Raw genomic sequence first — 22,937 nt, 5'->3', positions numbered from 1 at the left:
TGTGCGCGGGTCTCGCGGCCATCGTGCGCGTGCCGGGCACGTCGTGCCCGTTCACCGGGCCGCGGCCGTCACTGAAAGTGATGCACATACCGCAGCACCATCCGCGTGCCTTGCGGCCGGTTCCGCGCATAGGTCTCGAAATATGCGTTGAACATCAGATGATCCTGCGGCGAGAAGCTATACATGGCCCCCGGGCCGATCGCGAACACCGCCTCCCGCGTGCCGGGCACATCCTGCCCGTTTTCCTTCATGTCGGTGGTCTGGCGCAGCCAGTAGCCGTTGAGCCCCAACCGCAGGCCGGGGCGCACTTCATACTCGGTCGCGAAGTTCGCGTGGATTGCCTGGCCGGCCTGCGTCGACGTCGCGTCCGGGCCGAGCGACGTGGCCGGCTGGTGGTTGGCCGTGTTCCACAAATAATGCAGCCGCCACGACACGGTCCACTGGGGCGTGAGCCACAACGTTGCCGCCCAGTACGGATCGAACGACCAGAAATGGCTGCCGGGGTTGATCGCGCGCGACGGATCGTAGGCGCCGGTCGGTGCGATGAACTGGAATTCCACGCGCTGCGCGAAGCGCGGGCCTTGTGCGCCCATCACCGGGTCGAACTGGATGAACGGGCCGATCAGCAGGTCGCCGAAGCCGGCACGTGCATTCAGCGCGACGTTGCCGATGCCGTCATCGGTCCGTGCGGACGCGATCCACGGCAGGATCACGTCGAGGCCGGGGTGCATGCCCGCGAACGTCAGCGGCGACTGATAGACGAGCTGGCTCAGCCCCGCGAACAGGTCGATGTCCTGCTTCGGCAGCCCGACCTTGTTGCCCGCATTGTCGTTGACGCGGCTTGCCGTGTAGTACTGCAGGTACTGCGTGCCGTACCAGCCGGAGCCGGCCGGCGGCGTCCCGTCGAGGAAGCTGGTCATGCCGAGGTTGACCGCCGGCAGGTCGGCGGCGCCGGCCGGCGCGCTTCCGGCCACGCCGGCGATCGTGAGGCCTGCGACGACGAGCAGGCGAGAGCCGAATTTCATGTTCACCACCTCCTGGAGATTTATTTGTATAACTAATCAAATGGTGCGAAAAAGATCGGGATGATCGACGATCGCGCGATACTGGCCGGCATGGAACACGAGCGGCGCATGGCCGTTCGCGTCGAACTGCTCGATCTGGCCGATGAAGAGCAGGTGATCGCCGCCTTCGTAATGGCCGACGTTACGGCACACGAAGCATGCGCTCGCGCCGTCGAGGCAGGGCACGCCGCCGGTCGCCGAATCGACGTGAAGCACGCCGTCGAACTTGTCGGCGCTGGGCGTCGCGAAGCGGCGCGACAGGTCGACCTGGTCGTGCGCGAGGATGTTGATCGCGAAATGCGTGGCCGCGACGAAATCCGGGCGGCTCGGCGCGACCTTGCGCAGGCTCCACAGCACGAGCGGTGGATCGAGCGACAGCGACGAGAACGAATTGGCGGTGAGGCCGACCTTGCGTCCGTCGGCCGCGCGCGTGGTGATCACGGTGACGCCGGTCGGGAATTGCCCGAACGCGGCGCGCAGCTGCATCGGGTCGAGGGCCGGGCGATCGATAGCGGTCGTTTCCATGCCGGTCACTCCGCACGCACGCTGTGTTCGCGGATCATCGCCGCGCAGGCCGACGGCTCGAACCACCACGGCGAGAACCGGCGCGGATCGTCGAAGCCGTCGACGATCGCCGCGGCGAGCGAAGGCCGCTGGCCGGCCGCGCCGAGCAGTTCGAGGATGTGCGGCGGCGGCGGCGTGAGCAGCGAGTTGGTCCAGCGCACGACATGCTGCGCATAGGCCCAGTAGCCTTCGAACGTCTGCTGCATCCAGTCTTCGCCGAACGGTGCGGCATCGCGTGCGACGATCGCATCGAAATAGGCCTTCGCGCATTTCGCGGCGTTGTTCGATCCCTGGCCGGTGATCGGATCGTTGACGACCACCGCATCGGCCATCCCGAACACCGTGCGGCCCGACGGCAGCCGGAAGAACGGCTTGCGCACCGTCGGCGCGAAGCGTCCGGCCAGCGTGCCGTTCGGATCGGTGAGCTCGACGTCGCGGCAGCGCTCGAATTCCCACGGCACGTAGTGCTGCAGGAACGACAGGCTCCGGTCCAGATGCTGCTCGGGCGTCTTCACGTCGGCCCAGCAGTCGAGCGGGCCGCCCGGAATGCCTTCGAACACCATGATTTCGCACGGGCCCGTCGTGGTCAGCGCGGGGAACACGAAATACTCGCCGATGCCGGGCAGCAGGTTGAAGCGCACACGCGAATACGGCTGGCTCGGCGTCATCCCTTTCACATAGGTGAGAGCCAGCGCGCGTTGCGGGCGGTCGAACGCGCTGCGCGCGTCGTCGCGGCCGAGCAGGTTGACGATCTCGCCCTTGCCGGCCGCGAGCAGCACGAGGTCGTGGCTGCGCGCCAGTTCCTCGAGTTCGGGTACGCCAACGTCGCCAATGCGCACGTCCGCGCCACGGCGCCGCACGCCGTCGAGCCAGTCAGCCATTTTCACGCGCTGGTCGACCGACTGCGCATAGCGGGTCAGCCGCGACGACCAGTCGATCGCCTTGCGGCCGTTGCCGTCCGGATGCGGCACCGCGATGCCGATCCCTTCGACGGACGGGCACGCTTCCTCCCAGGTGTTCAGGCCGAGGTCGCGCTCGATCTGCAGCGCGGTATGGAACATGCACTGGCTCGACATGACCTTGCCCGTGCGGATCTGTTCGGCGTCGCGGTTGGTCGCAAGCGTGACGTGGTAGCCCTGGTCGAGCAGGGCGAAGGCGAGTTGCAGGCCGGACTGGCCGGCGCCGACGATAGCGATGCGTCTCATGGGTATGTCCTTGGTTGGCCGGCGTGCGGCCGGAAGAAGGGTTGCGGAAAGCGGCGGCGGGCAGCGGTCATTCCGCGAGGCGCGGAATGGCCGGCACCGCCTGTTCGGGGCCCATCGCGGAGTAACCGCCATCCACCGCGTAGTCGGCGCCCGTCACGAAGCTCGCCGCGTCGCTGCACAGGAACGTCACGACCTGCGCGACCTCGGACGGATCGCCGACCCGGCCGAGCAGGTGGAACGGCGCGGCGACGCGATCGGTCTTCGCACGGTCGCCGTGCGTCATCTCGTCCATCACGCGCGACCACGTCCATCCCGGCGACACCGAGTTGACGCGAATGCGGTCGGGCGCAAGATCCATCGCCATGCTGCGCGTGAGCTGGCGGATCGCCGCCTTGGAGGTCGGGTACAGCCAGCGGCCGGTCTGCGCGCACCGGGCCGAGATCGAGCTGAAGTTCACGATCGCGCCGCCGCCGCGCCGGACCATGTGCGGATGCACGGCCTTCGCGAGCATCGCCGCCGACACGACGTTGACGTCCATCGCGGCGAGCCAGTCGTTGCGGGTCGCCTGGATGCCGTTGTCGACGTAGCTGCACGCGAGGTTGACGAGCACGTCGATTGCGCCGAACCGTTCGACGATGGCCGATACCGCATGCTCGATCGCATGATCGTCGGTGATGTCGAGCGCGACGAACATCGCCCGTTCGCCGAGCGAATCGGCCACGCGCGCGCCGTTCTCGGCATCGAGATCGAGGATCGCGACGCACGCACCGGCGCGGGTCAGGTCCTGCGCGACCGCGGCGCCGATCAGCGTGGCGCCGCCGGTGACGATCGCGACTTTGCCAGCAAGGGCAGTCATGGGGTGTCTCCGGAAATCGTTGGGTGAGGGAAGGGGCGCGTCACTGCGCACCCGTCGACGGCTCGCTGTCCTGCCAGCGGCGCATCAGGCCGTTCGACGGCACGGTTTCGTCGAGCAGCTTGCGGGCCGTTTCGACGCCCGCGACCGGCAGGCCGGCCGGATCGAGCAGGCCGATCTGCACGAGCACGCTCGCCTGGTCCCAGTAGATGTGCTCGTGATACAGCTTGTCGCCGCGAAACTTGACGATCGCGACGAGCGGAATCTCGACGCGCTTGCCGGTCGGCGCGACGCCCGGCAGCATCCAGTCGATCTCGGTGGTATGCGTGAAGCAGAACAGCAGCTCGTCGACGATCTGGCTCGCGCCGATCGTGCGCGAGATCGGCGTGATCGTCGTATCCGGCGGGTTCGCATGCACGAAATGATGCGTGTAGAAGCGCTTGAGCTCGTCGTAGCCGACGCCGCCCGTTAGCGTCGGAATATGGTTGACGTACGGTTCGGCAACCATCGTCGCCATCGTGGCATCGACGTTGCGCGTGTCGAATTCGTGTTTGAGGTGCGCTTCCCACAGTGTGGACAGGTCGTAGCGCGGGCCGAGCGCGGCACGGAACGCGGCGATCGCGCGCTGGTGGGCCATCACCGCGGCGGCCTTGTCGAAATGATCGCCGCCGACGCGCGCGAACGCGTGATCGACGCCCGGATACACGTACACTTCGACGCCGTCGCGCCCGGCGAGCGCTTCGGCAATGCGCTGCTGCGCGTCGGGCGGGCAGAAGCGGTCCTGCGCCGCAATCTGCAGCACGAGCCGGCCGTGCAGGTGCGACGCCTCGTCGAGCGCCTGCTCGATACCCACGCCGTAGTAGCTGACTGCCGCGGCCACACCCGGCAGCCGGCACGCGGCGAGATACGCGAGCTTGCCGCCGAGGCAGTAGCCGAGCACGCCGGCTTCGCCCGTGCATTCCGGCCGCTGCCGGAGCACGCCCAGCGCGGCGCCGATGTCCTCGACACCCTTGTTCTCGTCGTATTCGCGATAAAGGGCCATCGCGCGCTCGACTTCGGCCGGGGCATAACCGAGTTCGACGCCCGGCGCCTGGCGCCAGAACAGGTCGGGCACGAGCACCGTATAGCCTTCCTCCGCGTAGTAGTCGGCCGCTTCCCGCATCGTCGCGTTCGCGCCGAAGATCTCGTGGCACAGCACGATGCCGGGCCCCGTGCCGCCGGCCGGCGTGCTCAGGTAGGCGCGAAACGTGCCGCCATCCGGTGACGGAATCTCGATGTGACGTCCTTTCATGTGTCTCTCCATAGCGTTCATTGCTGCGACGGGCCCAGTATTGGCGGACGAAACGGGCGTTTCTATCCGCTTTCTTCGGCCGGTATCCGGGAATTCCGGAAACCTGTTGCACCGGCCGCCGCGCGTGGGCAGGCGCACGGCTGACTGCGGGTATGTGCGGATGCGGAATGCCCGCACAGTTTTCTACGATGCGCGAACGGTCCGCTTCTTGCGTCGTTCGAGCGGGACTTGCGTGCTTTGGCGGCCGGACTGTCCGGATACTCCGGGCGCTATCCGGATCGTGCGGCGGATGCCCCCATACCGGGAACGCATGCACGGCGCGAGTGCAATCGAGCATGACGGGAGAACATCGATGGCGCAATTTTCAGAAACGGGCTGGCTGGCCGACGACGCCTGTTTCAATCACGGCAACCTGCTGCTGCAGTCGAACGATGTCGACGAGGTTCGCGCACGCGTCGCCGACGTATTCAAGCCGCACCGGCTCACGCCGATCGGCGCATCGCGTGCGCTGCACAGCTGCATGCACCATGCGCGCTGGGGCAACCTGTCGTTGAACCTGCTCGACTATGGCGGTGGCGTCAGCATCGAACCCGGCCCGCTCGAGCACTTCTTCCTGTTGCAGATCCCGCTGCGCGGCGACGCGGAGATCGAATGCGGGCCGGCGCGTTTCGTGTCGTCGCCGGGCACCGCATCGTTGATCTCGCCGACGCTGTCGCTGAAGATGCGTTGGGGCGATGCGTGTCCGCAAGTCATCCTGCGCATCGAGCGCGAAGTGATGGAGCGCCACGCGCAGCGGCATTTCGGCGACGACCGGCGCGCACCGGTCGAATTCGAACCTGAATTCAGCCTGTCGTCGCCGCAGGGGACGTGTCTGGCGCAGATGCTGCCGATCCTCGCCGGCGCGATCTCGACGGATGCGCATCCGTTGCGTCACCCGCTCGCGTTCGAGCAGCTCGAATCGACGCTGCTCAACCTGCTGCTGCACGGCCACCCGAACAGCGCGCGCAATGGCACGCGGCACCTGCCGGTGGCGCTCGCGCCGTTCTATGTGCGGCGCGTCGAGGATTACATCCGCGCGCATCTCGACGAGCCGCTGACGATCGAACGGCTCGCCGAACTCGCCGGCGTCAGCCCGAGCACGCTGTTCGCCGGCTTTCGCCATCGCCACGGCATCACGCCGATGGGCTTCGTGCGGCAGTTGCGGCTTCAACATGTGCGCGAGGAGCTGCTGGCCGACGCTACGCCGGGGCTCGCATCGGTGACGGACATCGCGCTGAAATGGGGCTTCGCGCACCTCGGACGGTTCGCGATCGAGTACAAGCGGGCGTTCGGCGAGTCGCCGTCGGCGACGCTCAGGATGCGGCGCGTGCGCGCCTAGCGACGCAGGCGGTGGCCTACCCGCGGCCTACCTGCGGATCGCCCGCGGATCGCCTACGGCAGCGGCACACCCCAGACCGCCGTCACATCCCCGCCGAGCCGCCATTCACCGAACGGGCGGCGCGGCGCGATGATCGCCGGCAGCCGCGCGTCGTGAAAGCGCGCGTAGTACGGCTCGACCCAGCTCAGTTCATCGCGGAACGTCCACGGAAACAGGTCCTGCCTGACCGGCGTGATGGCCGTGAAGCTCGCGGGATTCTCGACGGCGTTGATGACGAGGTTCGCAAGGCGGCCGATCGCGCCGTCGTTTTCCCGATAGAGATCGATGCGGCGCCGCTGCACGAGTTCCGCCGCGAATACGAGCGGGAGCAGCGCGAACGTGTGATAGTGCAGCGCGCGGTTGCCGCGCTTGACTTCGCGCGCGAGCGCCCCGTCGGGGCCGATGTCGCGGATGCCTTCGCGAACCCGCAGCAGCCCCGAGTCGATGAGGCTCGAGTTGCCGGTCACGGTGCCGATGGCGATCAGGTCGAGTCCGGCCCAGTACACGAGGTTGTTGTGCAAATGATTGATCGCTTCCGCATCGCGGGTGGCGATCGCGATGCGTTCGAGCCACGGATCGATCGCATCGAACCGCGAGCGGTTGGCTTCGCGCACGTCGCGCGGCATGCGCAGGATCACCATCGCGAAGTCGGTACCGGCCCACGAACGCTCGTAGTAGCCCTGGTAGCCGGAGATCCGGCCCATCAGCGCATCGGCCTGCGCCCAGCTTTCCAGCAGGCTCGACGCGCACGGCCAGTCCCCCTTGTCAGCCGACGCGTTGAGCCGGGCAATGAAATCGCGCATCGGCTTCACGGCGCGCGCATAGCCGGCGGCGTCGTCATAGTAGCCGGGCGGGTCGATCGTCGTGACGGCCGCCGGTATGTCGCAGGCGCGGGCCGGCGGCACGGCGCCGAAGAGCGTGCTCACGGCGAGCAACGCGGCGAATAGCGTTCGAATCGACATGCGGTGCATACGGTCCTCGGTGGTGACGGGGGGCGGCAAACACGGATGCCGCCCCTGGAGCGAACCACGTCGCGACGCTGGACGTGCGCAGCCGGCAGAGCCCGACGAAGCCGGGTGACACGCGCAGGGGCGTGCAGCCTGCGGCCGCTCCGGCGGCGCACGCAGTCTAGCGCTCCCGTCTTTCATCCGCCTTGCCCGGCTGCCGCATGGGTCGATCCCGGCCGGCCCTGCCTGCCAGGCGCCAGGCGCCGGGCACCGGCGTCGCCCGCGGGTGCATTTTTTTTCAAGACTGCGCTACGTTCGCCCGGTATGATCGCTGCGCTCGCGAACGACGCCATTGGCCGGAGCATGCCGACTCGCGCGTAACCCATCTCGCAAGCATGACAACACAGGGCGGACGCCGGCGGTGCGTCGCGCCGCGATCGGGCCGAATCGGCCGCCAGCACGACGGAGCATGGAACGATGGTAACGGGGACGGGTGCGGCGCGACGCGCGAGGGCGATCGCCGCCGGGGGAAGCTTGTGCGTGGCGGCGGCGGGCGGCGCGCACGCACAGGTATCGGGTTCGACAGCGGCGCCGCCGGCCGGCGCGGCGGCGGCCGTGCTGCCGGCCATCGACGTGACGGGAAAGGCCGACGGCGCGTCGAGCGGGCTCGTCGGGCTGCGCACCACGGCCGGCACGAAGACCGACACGCCGGTGGCCGAGATCCCGCAAACGATCAATCTCGTGACCGCGCAGCAGATCGAGATGACCGGCGCGACCGATCTGAACCAGGCGCTGCGCTACGTGCCGGGATTCGCGACGTTCGGCGCCGACAGCCGCACCGACTGGTACGCGGCGCTGCGCGGCTTCACGCCGACGCTGTATGTCGACGGCGTGGCCGCGCCGAATACGGCCGTCATTGCGAACTGGCGCGTCGACCCGTACACGATCGACTCGATCGCCGTGCTGCGCGGGCCGACGTCGGTGCTGTACGGCGCGGGCGAGCCCGGCGCGATCGTCGATGCGCACACGAAACTTGCCGACGGCGAGCGCGTCCGCGAGGCCGGCGTGCAGGTCGGCAATGACGCACGCAAGCAATTCATGGTCGATGTCGGCGATGCGCTCGACCCGGACGGCCGATATGCATATCGCTTCGTCGGCGTGGCCCGCGACGGCAATGCGGAAACCGGCCCGAACGGCGACCGGCGCGTCGCGCTGGCGCCGTCGTTCCGATGGCGGCCGAACGCCGACACGTCGCTGACGCTTTCGGCGACGTTCCTGCAGGACAGTGGCGATATCTCGTCGAACTTCCTGCCCGCGTCGGGCACGGTGTTGCCGAACCCGAACGGCCGCCTGTCGCAGGACATCTACATGGGCGCCCCTGGGTTCAACGACTACCGGAAGAAGCAGTGGTCGCTCGGCTACACGCTGGAGCACCGCGTGAATGCGATCTGGTCGCTGCACCAGGACGTGCGCTGGTCGCACCTGTCGCTCGACGATGCGACGGTGTTCGGCAACGGCTTCGCGCCCCGCAGCACCACCAACATGATTCGTTTCGCGGGGCTGTTCCAGCTCAACTACAGCCGGCTCGATATCGACAACCACGCGCAGGCGCGCTTCGGCACGGGGCCGCTCGAGCATACGCTGCTGCTCGGCGCGCAATACGACCGGCAGACGACGACCCACAGCGTGTGGCTCGCGCTGGCGCCGTCGCTCAACCTGTACCACCCCGTCTACCGGCCCGTCACGGCCGCGATCTTCTCCGGCCCGACGTCGCTCGGCCACGTCGACCAGTACACGGCGATGAACGCGTTCGGCGTATATGCGCAGGACCAGATTCGCTGGAAGCGCTGGATGCTGACGCTCGGCGGCCGCGAGGATTTCGTCAATGCGCGGTTCGACGACCGGACGGCCGGCACGCAGGCACAGCAGGACGTCAGTGCGTTCTCCGGACGCGTCGGGCTCACCTATCAGGGCGACGCCGGGCTGTCGCCGTATGTGAGCTACTCGACGTCGTTCGATCCCGTCATCGGCGTGAGGATGGCTGGCGGCGGCTTGCCGAAGCCGACGCGCGGCAAGCAGACGGAAGCCGGCCTGCGCTGGCAGCCGCCCGGCAGGAACCTGATGCTGACCGCAGCCGTCTACCAGATCGACCAGACCAACGTCGCGACGCCGGCACCGGTGAATCTCGACCCGACCGGCACGACGTCCGTGCAGACGGGCAAGGTGCGATCGCGCGGGATCGAGCTGAGTGCGGTCGGCAAGGTCACTCGCGAGCTGTCGATCGTCGCGTCGTATGTCTATCAGGATGTCAAGAACGTGCAGGCGAACGACGCATCGCTGAACCACTGGCCGGTGGCCGTACCGCTGCCGCGGCAGATGGCGTCGATGTGGGCCGACTGGACCTGGCGCACGGGCGCGCTGGCGGGCCTCGGGATCGGCGGCGGCGTGCGTTACCAGAGCGCGTCGGCCGGCGCGCCCGACAACTCGCTGACCGTGCCGAGCGCGACGCTGTATGACCTGGCACTGCACTACGAGATGCCGCACTGGCGGTTCGCGCTGAACGTCGCGAACCTGTTCGACCGGCGTTACGTCAGCGGCTGCACGTCGTACACCATCTGCGTGTTCGGCAACGAGCGGACCGTGCTGGCCAGCGCGAAATACAACTGGTAATCGCGAACGCGCGGAACCCGTCCTACGCGTCGCGCTGCGGCTCCCGGCGCGCGGCACGTTCGCCGGCGTGGCGCTGGCGCCGCCATTCGGTCGGCGTCAGGCCGAAACGTTCGCGGAAGGCGGTCGCGAAATTCGCCGGTGTGGAAAAACCGATCTCCTTCGCGATGCTGGCAATGCTGAGCGACGTCGAATCCAGCAGATCCTGCGCGATCCGCAGTCGCTCGTGCCGCAGATACTCGAACACCGTCTGGCCGAGATTGTCGCGAAACGCACGTGACAGCCGCTTCTCATGCGTGCCGACCGCGCGTGCCAGTTGCTCGACCGTCGGCGGATCGTTCAGCGTGCGCGCCAGGTGGCGGATGGCCGCGCGCACGATGATGTCGTCGTCCTTGCCGGCCGCGAACGGGCTTTCCGTGTCGACGGGCCGATCGCGTTTCTCCCGCGCGAGCTGCACGCGAATCCGCGCGAGCACTTCGGCGGGCTCGAACGGCTTCACCACATAGTCCACGCAGCCGATTTCGAACCCCTCGAGGCGTTCGTGCAAGGCGTCGGCCACGGTCAGGAAGATGACCGGAATCGCGCATGTCAGCGGATCGGCGGCAAGCAGCCGGCACGCGGTGAAACCGTCCATCCGCGGCATGCGGACATCCATCAGGATCAGGTCGGGCACGAGCGCCTGCGCGCGCTGGCACGCTTGCAGCCCGTTGGATGCAATGCTGATCCGGCACCCCGTGCCGCGCAGGATGTCGATCAGCAAGCGAAGCTGGTCGGGCTGATCGTCGACGATCAGGATATGGGCGTCGCCCAATGCGGAGATCGATGGATGCATCGTGCACCTGTTCTGGAATGGCTGCTGGCTGCGTTCCTGCGGGTGGCCGCCCCGGTTCCGAATCATCGTCGGAAGCCGCTCGATGGCGACGCACACGTGCATCGGCATTCGGATTTCGCCACACTACGCGACCGGCAACCGTTCGGTGTCGTACCCGGTATTGCTTGTTTTGGTCACTGATCCGGTAAAGACGCGGAGGGCTGCCGTCGTCGCGCATTGAAAAGGGCACTGCTGCCGGTATCGATGCGAGCCGAATTGTAGGGGCATATTTCGATTCCTGCCAGACGCATTGACACTATTCGCCGCATTCCGAATTCCGGATGCTTCATCGTGTATCGTGGCTTGTGTTTGCAGTATGGCACGCCGGTGCCTGTCAATTTCCGCCATTTTCGTTCGTAACCCAAGTGCAGTTCCGCAGTCCGGCGGTTTTATTTGAAAAAAACTTCTCCGGAATTTGCATTCAATCCGCCTCGGCAAAGTATTTGTCAGCCCAATAAAACACTTCAATTAATTTGGATGGCGCGAAATCGTTTGCGAGATGTGTATTTTTAACTTAACCCATTGAATATATTGAATTTTACAATCTATAAAGAATGTTGCCTTCAATAATTTTAGATCGTGTCCCATAATTCGTCCGAACTTTGAATGCAGGGTTGCACAGAGCAACACAAGGCACGGCGGATTGTGACGAACGTTGTGTGATTCGGGGGCAGGGCATCAATTGATGCCTATCCGATCGCATGTCCGTTGCGCGCAAGCGGAAATCCGGTTGCCGTGGATGAAATAAAAGAAACGGGGTTGGTCGCGGTCGGCGCGACATCAAATCAGGGGTGTTCATAACGGCGGGTTGAGTCTCCGGATTCATCCGATGGGCGAATTCGCCCATGCAAAACAATATGCATTCCTAATGCATTTTATGGATTAACGGAACGGGCCGTAACACGAACGGCATGCCCGGGCTTTCGAACGCCCCCGTCGCTACGGGGCGGACGATGCGTGTCGCCTTCGGCACGCTCGGGCCGGGCATTGGAATCGGGTTCCGCACTGAAGTCGTAATCGCAATCGTAATCGCAGCTGAAGCCTTCAATAAAAGTAAGTAGTCCGTATTCAAACCAAACGATACAAAACGGAGCAGAAGACCATGAAGAGGAAGCAGATTTCGGCGTTGGCCGCCGCCATGTTCACGGGTGCAGGTGTCCTGATCGCGGGTGCCGCGCATGCGGACAACTTCGTCGACCGCGGCAACCCTGACAATGCGCTGAGCGGTCAGTGCATCGACGGGACGAATCCGCTGTGCGTCTCGACCAAGAGCGGGAGCTACGTGGCGGTGAGCACGGCAAACGTGACGATGGGCACGAATGCCAAGGCCGGCACCAGCGGTATCGCGATCGGCGACCAGTCGAATGCAAGCAGCAAGGGCGGCAGCGGCAGCGGTGGCTCGATTGCCGTCGGCGTCGGCGCGCAGGCGCTGGCGAACTCCGCCACGGCAATCGGCACGGTAGCCGTCGCGCAAGGCAATACGTCGCTTGCCGTCGGTCGCCAGTCGGCCGCGATCGGCGACTTCTCGATGGCCGTCGGCAACGTTGCGGACGCGCGCGGCACGAGCTCGATCGCACTCGGCCACTCGGCGCTGGCAAGCGGCGATCGCTCGGTGGCGATCGGCGGCGCCAACCCGACGTCGAGCGATGGCGTATCGAACGGCGCGGCGTACGACGCGGCGACGCAGACGCGCGCAGGCGGCACGCAATCCGTGGCCATCGGCGCGGGCGCGCAGACGAACGACAACAACCAGGTGGCAATCGGCTCGGGCAGCGTTGGCGCGAACAACGGCGGCACGCCGGTGTTCGGCGGCACGGCCGCGCCGGTCGGCGGCGCGGTGTCGTTCGGCGCACCCGGCAACGAACGCCAGCTCAAGAACGTCGCGGCAGGCGCGGCCGATACGGATGCCGTCAACGTCCAGCAGCTGAAGAACGTGAACGGCACGCTCAGCACGAGCATCGCCAACGTCGACGCGCGCGTGACGTCGGTCGGCAATTCGCTGTCGACCACGATCTCGAACGTCGACCAGCGCGTGACCAGCGTGGGCAACAGCCTCAGCACCAGCATCGTGACGGCGACGAAGAACGTCGTGAAATACACCGACGATTCGCATGCGGCGATCGCGCTCGACGGCAGCAACGGCACCACGATCGGCGGCGTCGCGGCGGGTGTCGCCGACACCGACGCGGTGAACGTCGGCCAGCTGAAGGGCAGCGTCGCACCGCTGCAGACGTCCATTTCGACGGCGGCATCGAACATCACGAACCTGCAGGCCAGCGTCACCGGCATCAACACGTCGCTGAGCACGGCGGCCACCAACATCAGCAACCTGCAGGCGGCCGACGCACGCAACGTGAAGTACGACGGCCAGAGCGGGTTCGACTCGGTGACGTTCGTCGGTACGAACGGCACGACGCTGCACAACGTCGCAGCCGGTGTCGCGAACACCGATGCGGTGAACGTCGGGCAACTGAACGGCGGGCTGTCGTCGCTCAGCACGAGCGTGACGAACAACCTCAGCACGACGCTCGGCAACCTGAGCACGTCGATCAACAGCCAGATCGGCAACGCGACGAAGAACGCCGTGCAGTACGACGATGACGCACACGGCGGCGTGACGCTCGGCGGCAAGGGTGCGCAGTCGCCGGTCGGCCTGCACAACGTGGCGGACGGCATGGCCGCGAGCGACGCCGTGAACGTCGGCCAGCTCGGCAAGGCAACCGACTCGCTGAATCAGTCGATCACGACCGTCAGCAACAACGTGACGACGCTCGGCAACCAGGTGACGACGAACACGGGCAACATCGCGGCGCTCCAGCAGGACGCGCTCCAGTGGAACGCAAGCCTCGGCACCTACGACGCGAGCCATGGCGGCAACGGTGCGCAACGCATCGGCAATGTCGCGGCCGGCAAGAACGGAACGGACGCGGTCAACGTCGACCAGCTGAACTCGGCGATTCAGAACGGCACGAGCCAGCTCGATGCGCTCGCCGTGAAGTACGACGATGCGAGCAAGACGCAGGTTTCGCTCGGCGCCGGCAACGGCGGTAGCCCGGTGCGCCTGACCAACGTCGCGGAAGGCAATGTCGCGGCGGGCAGCACGGACGCGGTGAACGGCGCGCAACTGCGCCGCGCGACCGACGGCACGGCGGCCGCGCTGGGCGGCGGTGCGACGGCGAATCCGGACGGCTCGATCAGCTCGCCGGCCTATAAAGTCGGCGGCGGTTCGTTCAACAATGTCGGCGACGCGCTCACGAACCTCGACGGCCGCGTCGGCAGCAACACGACGACGCTCGAGAATCACGAAACGCGCATCGGCAATGCCGAAACGAACATCGCCGGCAACACGGCCGCGATCGCCGGGCTGCAGCAGGACGCGCTGCAGTTCGACCCGAAGCTCGGCGCATACAACGCGGCGCGCGGCGGTGCACCGACGAAGCTGACGAACGTGGCCGACGGCAACGTCGCCGCAGGCAGCACGGACGCGGTGAATGGCGGCCAGTTGTCGGGCGTGAAATCGTCGCTCGAACAGCAGATCACGCAGGTGTCCAGTCAGGCGGGCGAGGCGGTGAAGAACGTCGTCAAGTATGACGTCGACGCAAACGGCAACCGGATGAATTCGGTCTCGCTCGTCGGCGGCGACACGAATGCGGCCGTCGTGCTGAAGAACGTCGCGGCGGGCACCGCCGACACGGACGCGGTGAACGTGAAGCAGCTGAAGGGCGTGCAGTCGAGTCTCAACCAGCTCGGCGCGCTCGCGGTGCAGTACGACGACAGCTCGAAGAGCTCGATCACGCTCGGCGGCGCCGGTGGCACGCGCATCACCAACGTGCAGGCCGGCACGCTCGGCGCAACCAGCACGGATGCGGTGAACGGCTCGCAGCTCTACGCGACCAACCAGCAGGTCGCGAAGAACACGACCGATATCACGAACCTGCAGGGGAACGTGACCAACATCGCGAACGGCAAGGCCGGCCTCGTGCAGCAGCAGGATCCGAACGGCGCGATCACGGTCGGGAAGGACAGCGGCGGCACCAGCGTGAACTTCTCCGGCACGGCGGGCGACCGCGTGCTGACCGGCGTCGCGGCGGGCGTGAAGGACAACGACGCGGTCAACATGGGGCAGTTCAACACGGCGCTGAAGAACGCGGCGGCCAACGACCAGATCCGCGCGGCGGCGACCGATGCGAACACCACGTGGATCGCGCGGGCCGATGCGGGTTCGATCGGGGCGACGGCAACCGCAACCGGCAAGAACGCGGTGGCGGTCGGCCAGGGCTCCGTCGCCGATCGCGACAATTCGTTCTCGGTCGGCGCGAAGGGCAGCGAGCGCCAGGTCACGAACGTCGCGGCCGGCACGGCGCCGACCGACGCGGTGAACGTGCAGCAGCTGAACGACAACCTGTCGGCCGCGTCGAATCAGGCGAAGGGCTATACCGACCAGCGCATCGGCCAGGTGTACAACTCGTTCAACGACCTGAAGAAGGACATGTACGGCGGCGTGGCATCGGCAATGGCGGTGGCCGGCCTGCCGCAACCGACGGGCGCGGGCCGCTCGATGGTCTCGGCAGCCACGTCGAACTATCACGGCCAGCAGGGCTTCGCCGCCGGCTACTCGTACGTGACGGAAAGCAACCGCTGGGTCGTCAAGGCGTCGGTGACGGGCAACACGCGTTCGGACTTCGGCGCGGTGGTGGGCGCGGGTTACCAGTTCTGACGTCGTTCGCGCAGCATCGATGGACCGGTCGTGCCGGGCAGCGGTTGTGATGCCCGGCACCGGCGGGACTTCCGCGGCCCGGGGTGCGCCTGTCGCCCCCGGGCCATCGACGCTTGATGCGTTGCGTTATGAAGATCGACGGGGTTGCGCCGGGCGTAGCCGGCGCGTCGCGTCCCGGGCGCTTCGGGGCACCGGCTCGTTTGCGCATGCATCGGGCGGACGACTGACGTCGGCGGCGCGCGGCCCGAATGCGAGTAGCGCGATCCGCGGCGCTCGGCACCCGCGCGTTGGCCGACGGTTTCATGCGGATTCGCGCGTTTCCGAAACGTGCGTCCAATGCGAGTTGTCGAATGTGAGCCTCGGCTCGTATTCTGAATTCGTCGGGCGGAACGGCATGGGGCCTCCGCCGATCCACGCATGACAGAGACTCGCAATGACTGCCATTACGCAAACCATGAAGCTCAACCACCTGAGCTTCCCCTCGGCCGACACACTGGCGACGGCCCGATTCTTCGAGCGATACCTCGGCTTCACGATCGCCGGCAGCTGGGACAAATCCTGGATCCTCAAGCGCCCGGGCTTCGACGTCGTGATCGATCACGTCGGCGACGACGTGCCGGCATGGCCGACGAGTTTCCACGTCGGGTTCGAACTGCCGAGCCTCGATGCCGTCCGCGCGTTGTTCGAGCGCTTCAGGGAAGAGGGCGTCGAGATGGTGACGGACATCTTCAACAACGGGCGCGGTTCGCGCTTCTTCTGCCGCGCACCGGGCGGGGTGATGTTCGAACTGAACACGCGCGCGGATGCCGCGCCGGAATATCGCGGCACGTTCGACGACTGACGCAGGTACGCGTCGCGCGGCGAACCGCACCAACCTCAACCCTACACGCCGTTTGCCGTTGCGCAAGACTTCAAGAGCAAGAAACGGAGTGTCTGCCTGCGTACGGTCACATACATTGCCGTGACGAACCTAACTCACGGGATGTAAAAAAAATGACCGTACTCGAAGGGAAAGTAGCTATCGTCACCGGCGCCTCGACCGGAATCGGCCGGGCGATCGCATTGATGTTCGCGGCGCAGGGCGCATCGATCGTCCTGGGCGCGCGAAGCGAAGCCACGCTGAATCAGGTTGCCGACGAGATTCGTCGTCAGGGCGGGCAGGCGTGTGCATGCGCCGGCGACGTCTGTCACGTCGATACGCATCGAAGGCTCGTCGCGACGGCCCTGCACGAGTTCGGCGGCCTCGACATCGCGATCAACAACGCGGGGGCGGTCGGGCCGCTCAAGCCACTCGCCGACATCTCGCTCGACGATTGGCAGCAAACGCTGTCGACCAACCTGACGGCGGCCTTCCTGGGAGCAAGCAACCAGATTCCCGTGATGCTCGAACGCGGAGGCGGTTCGATCGTTTTCACGTCCAGCTTCGTCGGAACGAGCGTCGGGCTTCCCGGCATGGCCGCGTATGGCGCGTCCAAGGCCGGCCTGATGGGATTGGTGAAGGGAATCACTGCGGACTATGCGGCACGGGGGATTCGGGCAAACGCCCTATTGCCGGGCGGTGTGGACACTGCGATGGGTGGAGACCGCGAGCAGAAGGAATGGGCGGCCGGGCTCCACGCGATGAAGCGCATCGCCCGCCCCGACGAGATCGCATCGGCAGCGTTGTTCCTGGCGAGCCCGATGGCCAGTTTCGTTACCGGCTCGGCCCTGTTCGCCGACGGAGGCAATGCTGCCGTGAAGTAATCTCCTGTTGGCGCGAAGGCGTGTCGCGCTGCGCTCAACCGCTGGCACGGGCCAGCATGTCGATGACCGCGCGGGTGCGCGAAGGCCGGGTGATTTCCGTCCAGTGCAGATGCGCGTATTTCGGGTCGTCACGCAGGGCGGCAAACTTGACGCGATTCTTTGCGAACGTGGTGTATGACCACAGCAGCACCGACTCGCGGGAGAATGCCATCCGCAGCGACTCGCGGTTGCCGTGCGAAAGCTCGGTGCGCATGAGCCCGCGGCTCAACGTGCGCCAGAGCACCCGGGAGAACACCGTCCGCCTCCCGAAGTTGAGCCAGATCACGTGCGTGGCGCGCGACCAGAGCACGTCGCGCACCGCGCTGTAGTTCCCGTCGGCGACCCATCGGTCGCCGGCCGTCGCGGCCAGCACGGCGTGCTCGAACTGTTCCGGCGGCACAGCTGTCCAGTCGGGGCCCCAGTAGAGTCGATCCAGCTCGACGTACGGGCAGCCTGCCGCGGCCGCCAGCTGGCTGGAAAAGGTGGATTTCCCCGCACCGCTGGTTCCAACGACGACGAAGCGCATGTGTTTGGCCGCGGTTGATTCTTGAAGCCGCCTATTGTGCCTCATGCCCCCGAAACGATGCTGCGATCTTCGATCGGTGTCAGGCAGCCGGCCGTGTTGCGCGCCATCCCCGCTTCATGCATGGCTGGCGCGATAGGCGATCGGCAACGCGTGCAAGCGTTGACCGGGCGTGGGCACGTCTTCGGCGGAGCGAGCGCGCTGTTCGTCGCTGCGGGGATCCCCTCGGATCCAGATCGGTCAACTCCGGCAAACCGCATCGAAATCAACCACGCCCTGTTTGCGCGGATCTTCCGATGCAAGCGCAAGTGTGACGCGCACACGCTATCAGTTGCGCCGCGTCGCCCGAAAGAAAGATTCGTAGAAAGCATTAATCCTGTGCGTCGCTCGCCAGCCGTTTACTACGAATTCAAAGGCGCCGCCATCCAAAGCCTGAATCGCAGCGTCATTGGGAAATTGCAATGACGCGCCGGGAAAGGCAACAATCAAAATCAATATTTAATAAAGCAAATAGTAGCTGCCGCTTTCCCCCGGCTTCACATCGCCGGTCCTGCTCGACCCACGCCACACAATGGCATAGCCGAGCAAAACCGGGCTCGCCACGCACATTCCGCCGACGCAACGTTGCCGATAACGCCATCGCGGCCGACGAGATCATTTCAAATTCCTCACCAAACCATGACTCGATTAACACCGCCGACAGAAAAAATTAACCTGTTAGAAAATATCTTGTAATTATAAAAATGACCTTCTAGCATCCCTCTGCGGTTCGTGACATGTCTTACATCAAAGTCTGTACTTGATGCATTCCTCTAACGTCACCCACACATAACCTGGGGGATTACATGAAGAAACTGTCTCGTCTGCTGTCCATCACTGCGATTACCGTCGCGAGTCTCAGTGCTTTTGCCCAGGCCGCCGACCAGTCGGCCACGGTCGACAAGGCCCTGCAACTGATCCAGCAGAACCCGTCCGCCTTCAGTCTCGCAGCCGGCGGCGCAGCACGCACGTTGAAGTTCGCGGGGCCGCAAGCGAGCGCGCCGACGGATGGCGATCAGTTCCAGGTACGCGACGTGATCGTCGATCCCGACGGCACCGAGCACGTGCGCTTCGACCGCTTCTACGCGGGGCTGCCCGTGATCGGCGGTGACGTTGTCGTTCATTCGAGCAAGGGGCAGTTGAAGCAGGCGAGCGTGACCCAGCTCGCACCGATCAGCCTCGCCGGCACGATCGGCAAGGTCGGAGACCGCTCCGTGGTCCGCAACGCACCCGACATCGGCGCCGCCCGGGTCAAGCGCATCGCAGCCGCGCGTTTCAACTCGGACGTGCGCCGCGTGGACGACGCGGAACTCGTCGTGTTCGCACGCGACGTCGCACCGACGCTGGCCTACGCGGTGCGCGTATACGGCAAGGCGACCGATGCGCATGGCGATGCCGTGCTGTACTACGTCGATGCGCGCAACGGCACCGTGCTCGACGCACAGGACCTGATCAAGACCGCCGCCGCGACCGGCACCGGCCGCTCGTTGTACTACGGCAACCTGACGCTCACCACGGACCAGACCGGCACGAACGCGTACCGGATGCTCGATCCGGGCCGCGGCTCAGGCTCGGTCTACGACGGCCGCGGCCTGACCTCGGACGACGTCGAGCAGGCGACTGACCTGCCGATCTTCACGAGCAGCACGAACGTGTGGGGCAACAATACGACCACCGACCGGCAGACCGTCGCCGCAGACATCGATTATGGTCTCGCGTTAACTTGGGACTACTACAAGACCACGCACAACCGCAATGGCATTTTCAACGACGGTCGCGGCGTGAAGAGCTACGCTCACGTCGTATTCAATACGGGCAGCGGCACGACCGGCGCGAATGCGGCATGGCTCTCGTCGCATGTGATGGTGTACGGTGACGGCCAGCCCGGCACCAGTCTGCCGAAACCGGTCGTTTCGGTCGACGTCGCCGGACACGAGATGAGCCACGGCGTGACCGAGGCCACGGCCAACCTGAACTATTCGGGCGACGCGGGTGGCCTGAACGAATCGACGTCCGACATATTCGGCACGCTCGTGAAGTACTACGCCAACAACCCGAACGATCCCGGCAACTACGTGATCGGTGCGCGCGTGGTGAGCGGCGGCCTGCGCAAGATGTACAAGCAGGATCTCGACGGCCGGTCGTTCAGCTGTTATCCGTCCGGTGGATTCTCGTGGTCGAATCCGCGCCATGATCCGCATTACACGTCGGGCGTCGGCAACCGCCTGTTCTACCTGCTGGCCGAAGGCCCGACGGTGCCGTCGACCGATACCTCGCTGACGAAGGGGCAACTGGTCTGCAACGGCGACACGACATTCAGCGGCCTCGGTCGCGAGAAGGCCGGCAAGATCTGGTACCGGACGCTGACCGTGTACCTGAACGCCAACTCCAGCTACCCGAACGCACGACGTGCATCGATCCAGGCGGCGAACGACCTGTACGGCGCGAATTCGGCCGAAAGCGCCACGGTCGCACGTGCCTGGAGCGCGGTCGGGGTGAATTGATGGCGCCTGTGCCAGTGCGTTGAACGCCCTGAGATCGCGTGGCGGTACCTTCGCTTCGGGGAAGTGCGAACCGATCGAGGCCACGCGACGCTCAGGGGAATGACGCACAGATGTCGATCAGCCGCCTGCGATTGCAGGCGGTTGATCTTTTGGAGCCGGCTTTCATCAGGTTCGCCACGCCTGCCTCGTTCCGGCACTTTTCCCCAAAAAAATTTCTTCCAGGCAATCGTTTGCGCCCAGCCGCGCGGCGTTCAGTTTGTTCATCGCATGCCGATATCTTGAAGGCGCGCCTGATCGAAGCGGCATCGCCCCCGCCGAGTCGATCAGGAACGGCATCAGCCCATGCGACGGATAGGGGAAGAAAGGTTTTGGCGACAGTTTTCGGGTGCATCGTTCATCGGCACAATCACTGGCTGGTGTTGCTTGCCGCACTGTTGTGCGGGGGCGGCTCGTGGGTCACCGCGCGCCTGTTCCAGCGCACGGTCAACACCGCCGGCACGCAGCGGCTCGGCTGGCAGGTGCTGACGGCCATTTCGGCCGGTGTGGCGATCTGGTGCACGCACTTCATCGCGATGCTCGGCTTCGAAGCCGGCGCGCCCGTGCACTTCAACCTGCCGCTCACGCTCGTGTCGCTGCTCATCGCGGTCGGCGGCAGCACGATCGGCTTCGCGCTGACGACCTGCCGCACCGTCAGGGCCGCGCCCGCGCTCGGCGGCGCGACTGTCGGCGTGGCGATCGTGCTGATGCACTACACCGGCATGCTCGCGTGGCGGGTCGAAGGTATCGTGTCGTGGGACGTCGGCTACCTGATCGCGTCGGTGTTCCTGTCGATCACCCTCGCGGCGCTCGCGCTGCACCTCGCGCTGCGGCCGTCGCCGCACGCGGTCAACCAGATGGCCGGCGTGCTGTCGCTCGCGATCCTCGCCCTGCATTTCACCGGGATGTCCGCGCTACGCATCACGCCGCTGACGCTCGACGGCGCGTGGACCGACGCGAGCACGCTGCGCCCGCTGGCGCTGGCGCTGGCGGTCGCGGGTACGTCGCTCGTGATCGTCTGCACAGGGCTCGTGAGCTACCTGATCGACAGCAACGTGCGGGCCGAATCGCTCGAGCACCTGCGCCGGCTGGCGCTGAGCGACATGCTGACCGGCCTGCCGAACCGGGCCAGCTTCAACGAGCGGCTGGACCTCGAAATCGCGCTCGCGCAAGAACGCGGCACGAAGCTCGCGCTGGTCGGCATCGACCTGAACCGCTTCAAGGAAATCAACGACCTGCGCGGCCACCACGCCGGCGACGAGGTGCTGCGCATCCTCGCACGGCGCATGGCGAACCTGCTGCGCGAAGGCGAATTCGTCGCCCGCATCGGCGGCGACGAATTCGCGGCGCTCTGCCGGATGAACGACGACACACGCCTGATGGATCTGCTCGAGCGGCTCGAGTCGGCACTCTACAAGCCGGTCAGGCTGGACGACTACGAGGTCGTGCCGGGCGCGAGCTTCGGTGTCGCCATCTACCCGGACGACGCCACCAACAAGGCTATCCTCATCAACAACGCGGACCTCGCGATGTATCGCGCGAAGGGCAGCCTCTCGCAATCGATCTGCTTCTACGAGCCGGCGATGGACCTGATCGTCCGCGCGCGCCGCAGCCTCGCGGCCGACCTGCGCCGCGCGGTGGCCGACAACCAGCTGAGCATCCACTACCAGGTGCAGACTTCGCTCGCGACCGGCGAGATCCGCGGCTACGAGGCGCTGCTGCGCTGGCAGCATGCGACGCTCGGCACGATTCCGCCCGCCGAGTTCATTCCGCTCGCCGAGGAAAACGGCGTGATCCTGGACATCGGCGCATGGGTGCTGCGCGAGGCATGCGCGCGGGCGGCCACGTGGGAGCCGCCCTATGCCGTCGCGGTGAACGTTTCGGCCGTGCAGTTCATGCACGCGGACTTGACGGCGCTGGTGGCGGACGTGCTCGAAGCAACCCGCCTGCCGGCGTCGCGCCTGCAACTGGAACTGACCGAATCGACGATCTTCGCCGGCCGCGAGCGCGCGCTGGACACGCTGCGGCAGATCAAGGCGCTGGGCGTGAGCATCGCGCTCGACGATTTCGGTACCGGCTATTCGTCGCTCGACACGCTGCGCTCGTTCCCGTTCGATCGCATCAAGCTCGACCAGTCGTTCGTCGCGGACGCGGAAGCGAAACCGCAGGATCGCGCGATCATCCGCGCCGTGCTTGCGCTCGGCAAGAGCCTGGGCATTCCGATCCTGGCCGAAGGCATCGAGACGCGCGACCAGCTTGCGCTGCTGACCGACGAGGGCTGCGACGAAGCGCAGGGCTTCCTGCTCGGCAGGCCCGCACCACTCAACGAGATCGTCGGCAGCGGGCAGATCGCGCTGACCGGCGGCAACCGCGCCGGCGCGCCGGTTCTCGCGTCCGAATCGGCTGTCGAGGCCGACAGGGACGCGGGCCCGCGCGGGTAACCGGCGTCGTCGGACA

At 66.1% G+C, this 22,937-nt stretch carries 18 protein-coding genes; 9 read left to right on the top strand and 9 right to left on the bottom strand.

Features of this window, described 5'->3' with window-relative positions; genetic code table 11:
* Window positions 1-68: 68 nt before the first annotated feature.
* The 5 genes from B7G54_RS16305 to B7G54_RS16285 all read right to left on the bottom strand — a co-directional run bounded on the left by B7G54_RS16305 (window position 69) and on the right by B7G54_RS16285 (window position 4,977).
* On the bottom strand, window positions 69-1,025 hold the full coding sequence (locus tag B7G54_RS16305; RefSeq protein ID WP_085040088.1) for a SphA family protein: 957 nt from the start codon (window positions 1,023-1,025) through the stop codon (window positions 69-71).
* A gap of 36 nt (window positions 1,026-1,061) precedes the next feature.
* Window positions 1,062-1,589, bottom strand: a complete 528-nt coding sequence (locus B7G54_RS16300; protein ID WP_085039980.1) for a flavin reductase family protein — start codon at window positions 1,587-1,589, stop codon at window positions 1,062-1,064.
* A 5-nt stretch (window positions 1,590-1,594) separates the two neighbouring features.
* Entirely contained in the window at window positions 1,595-2,833 is a 1,239-nt protein-coding gene (locus B7G54_RS16295) for a styrene monooxygenase/indole monooxygenase family protein (protein WP_085039979.1), read from the bottom strand.
* Between the two features lie 67 nt (window positions 2,834-2,900).
* Entirely contained in the window at window positions 2,901-3,689 is a 789-nt protein-coding gene (locus tag B7G54_RS16290; protein WP_085039978.1) for an SDR family oxidoreductase, read from the bottom strand.
* A 40-nt stretch (window positions 3,690-3,729) separates the two neighbouring features.
* The gene (locus B7G54_RS16285; protein ID WP_085039977.1) at window positions 3,730-4,977 is read right to left on the bottom strand and encodes a dienelactone hydrolase family protein; all 1,248 of its coding nucleotides are present in this window, start codon (window positions 4,975-4,977) and stop codon (window positions 3,730-3,732) included.
* A gap of 352 nt (window positions 4,978-5,329) precedes the next feature.
* Here B7G54_RS16285 and B7G54_RS16280 point away from each other — a divergent pair, with 352 nt between their 5' ends.
* Complete coding sequence (locus B7G54_RS16280) at window positions 5,330-6,355, top strand: AraC family transcriptional regulator (RefSeq protein ID WP_085039976.1); 1,026 nt, start codon at window positions 5,330-5,332, stop codon at window positions 6,353-6,355.
* A 53-nt stretch (window positions 6,356-6,408) separates the two neighbouring features.
* Here B7G54_RS16280 and B7G54_RS16275 read toward each other — a convergent pair whose 3' ends face one another.
* A complete protein-coding gene (locus tag B7G54_RS16275) occupies window positions 6,409-7,356 on the bottom strand; it encodes a mannuronate-specific alginate lyase (RefSeq protein ID WP_244289347.1) in 948 nt (315 codons plus the stop codon).
* A 462-nt stretch (window positions 7,357-7,818) separates the two neighbouring features.
* Here B7G54_RS16275 and B7G54_RS16270 point away from each other — a divergent pair, with 462 nt between their 5' ends.
* Window positions 7,819-10,011, top strand: a complete 2,193-nt coding sequence (locus tag B7G54_RS16270; RefSeq protein ID WP_085039974.1) for a TonB-dependent siderophore receptor — start codon at window positions 7,819-7,821, stop codon at window positions 10,009-10,011.
* Window positions 10,012-10,033: 22 nt separating this feature from the next.
* Here B7G54_RS16270 and B7G54_RS16265 read toward each other — a convergent pair whose 3' ends face one another.
* Window positions 10,034-10,840, bottom strand: coding sequence for a response regulator transcription factor (locus tag B7G54_RS16265; protein ID WP_085040087.1), 807 nt, complete (start codon window positions 10,838-10,840; stop codon window positions 10,034-10,036).
* Here B7G54_RS16265 and B7G54_RS39060 point away from each other — a divergent pair.
* The 4 genes from B7G54_RS39060 to B7G54_RS16250 all read left to right on the top strand — a co-directional run bounded on the left by B7G54_RS39060 (window position 10,835) and on the right by B7G54_RS16250 (window position 17,339).
* On the top strand, window positions 10,835-11,020 hold the full coding sequence (locus tag B7G54_RS39060; protein ID WP_165765582.1) for a hypothetical protein: 186 nt from the start codon (window positions 10,835-10,837) through the stop codon (window positions 11,018-11,020). The genes B7G54_RS16265 and B7G54_RS39060 overlap by 6 nt on opposite strands.
* Before the next feature lie 961 nt (window positions 11,021-11,981).
* Window positions 11,982-15,596 carry a YadA family autotransporter adhesin gene (locus B7G54_RS16260; protein ID WP_085039973.1) on the top strand — a complete coding sequence of 1,205 codons (3,615 nt, stop codon included), beginning with the start codon at window positions 11,982-11,984 and terminating at the stop codon, window positions 15,594-15,596.
* Between the two features lie 433 nt (window positions 15,597-16,029).
* A complete protein-coding gene (locus B7G54_RS16255; protein ID WP_175130466.1) occupies window positions 16,030-16,437 on the top strand; it encodes a VOC family protein in 408 nt (135 codons plus the stop codon).
* Window positions 16,438-16,589: 152 nt separating this feature from the next.
* Window positions 16,590-17,339 (top strand): SDR family oxidoreductase, encoded by a 750-nt coding sequence (locus B7G54_RS16250; RefSeq protein WP_085039971.1) that lies wholly within the window; start codon window positions 16,590-16,592, stop codon window positions 17,337-17,339.
* Between the two features lie 34 nt (window positions 17,340-17,373).
* Here the strand turns inward: B7G54_RS16250 and B7G54_RS16245 are convergent, their stop codons facing one another.
* Window positions 17,374-17,904 (bottom strand): P-loop NTPase family protein, encoded by a 531-nt coding sequence (locus tag B7G54_RS16245; protein WP_085039970.1) that lies wholly within the window; start codon window positions 17,902-17,904, stop codon window positions 17,374-17,376.
* A 57-nt stretch (window positions 17,905-17,961) separates the two neighbouring features.
* On the opposite strand from B7G54_RS16245, the gene B7G54_RS38605 reads away from it, so the two are divergent.
* Together B7G54_RS38605 and B7G54_RS16240 are read left to right on the top strand one after the other, a co-directional pair.
* Window positions 17,962-18,366 carry a hypothetical protein gene (locus B7G54_RS38605; protein ID WP_133059171.1) on the top strand — a complete coding sequence of 135 codons (405 nt, stop codon included), beginning with the start codon at window positions 17,962-17,964 and terminating at the stop codon, window positions 18,364-18,366.
* Window positions 18,367-18,746: 380 nt separating this feature from the next.
* Entirely contained in the window at window positions 18,747-20,444 is a 1,698-nt protein-coding gene (locus B7G54_RS16240) for a M4 family metallopeptidase (protein WP_085039969.1), read from the top strand.
* A gap of 165 nt (window positions 20,445-20,609) precedes the next feature.
* Here B7G54_RS16240 and B7G54_RS39055 read toward each other — a convergent pair whose 3' ends face one another.
* The gene (locus B7G54_RS39055; RefSeq protein ID WP_165765581.1) at window positions 20,610-20,780 is read right to left on the bottom strand and encodes a hypothetical protein; all 171 of its coding nucleotides are present in this window, start codon (window positions 20,778-20,780) and stop codon (window positions 20,610-20,612) included.
* Between the two features lie 80 nt (window positions 20,781-20,860).
* On the opposite strand from B7G54_RS39055, the gene B7G54_RS16235 reads away from it, so the two are divergent.
* Window positions 20,861-22,921: a putative bifunctional diguanylate cyclase/phosphodiesterase gene (locus B7G54_RS16235; protein ID WP_244289346.1), complete on the top strand. Its 2,061-nt coding sequence runs from the start codon at window positions 20,861-20,863 to the stop codon at window positions 22,919-22,921.
* Window positions 22,922-22,937 lie beyond the last annotated feature (16 nt).

Origin of the sequence: Burkholderia puraquae, from assembly GCF_002099195.1 — a bacterium.
GTDB lineage: Bacteria > Pseudomonadota > Gammaproteobacteria > Burkholderiales > Burkholderiaceae > Burkholderia > Burkholderia puraquae.
This window is presented reverse-complemented; position numbering and strand designations above follow the sequence as displayed.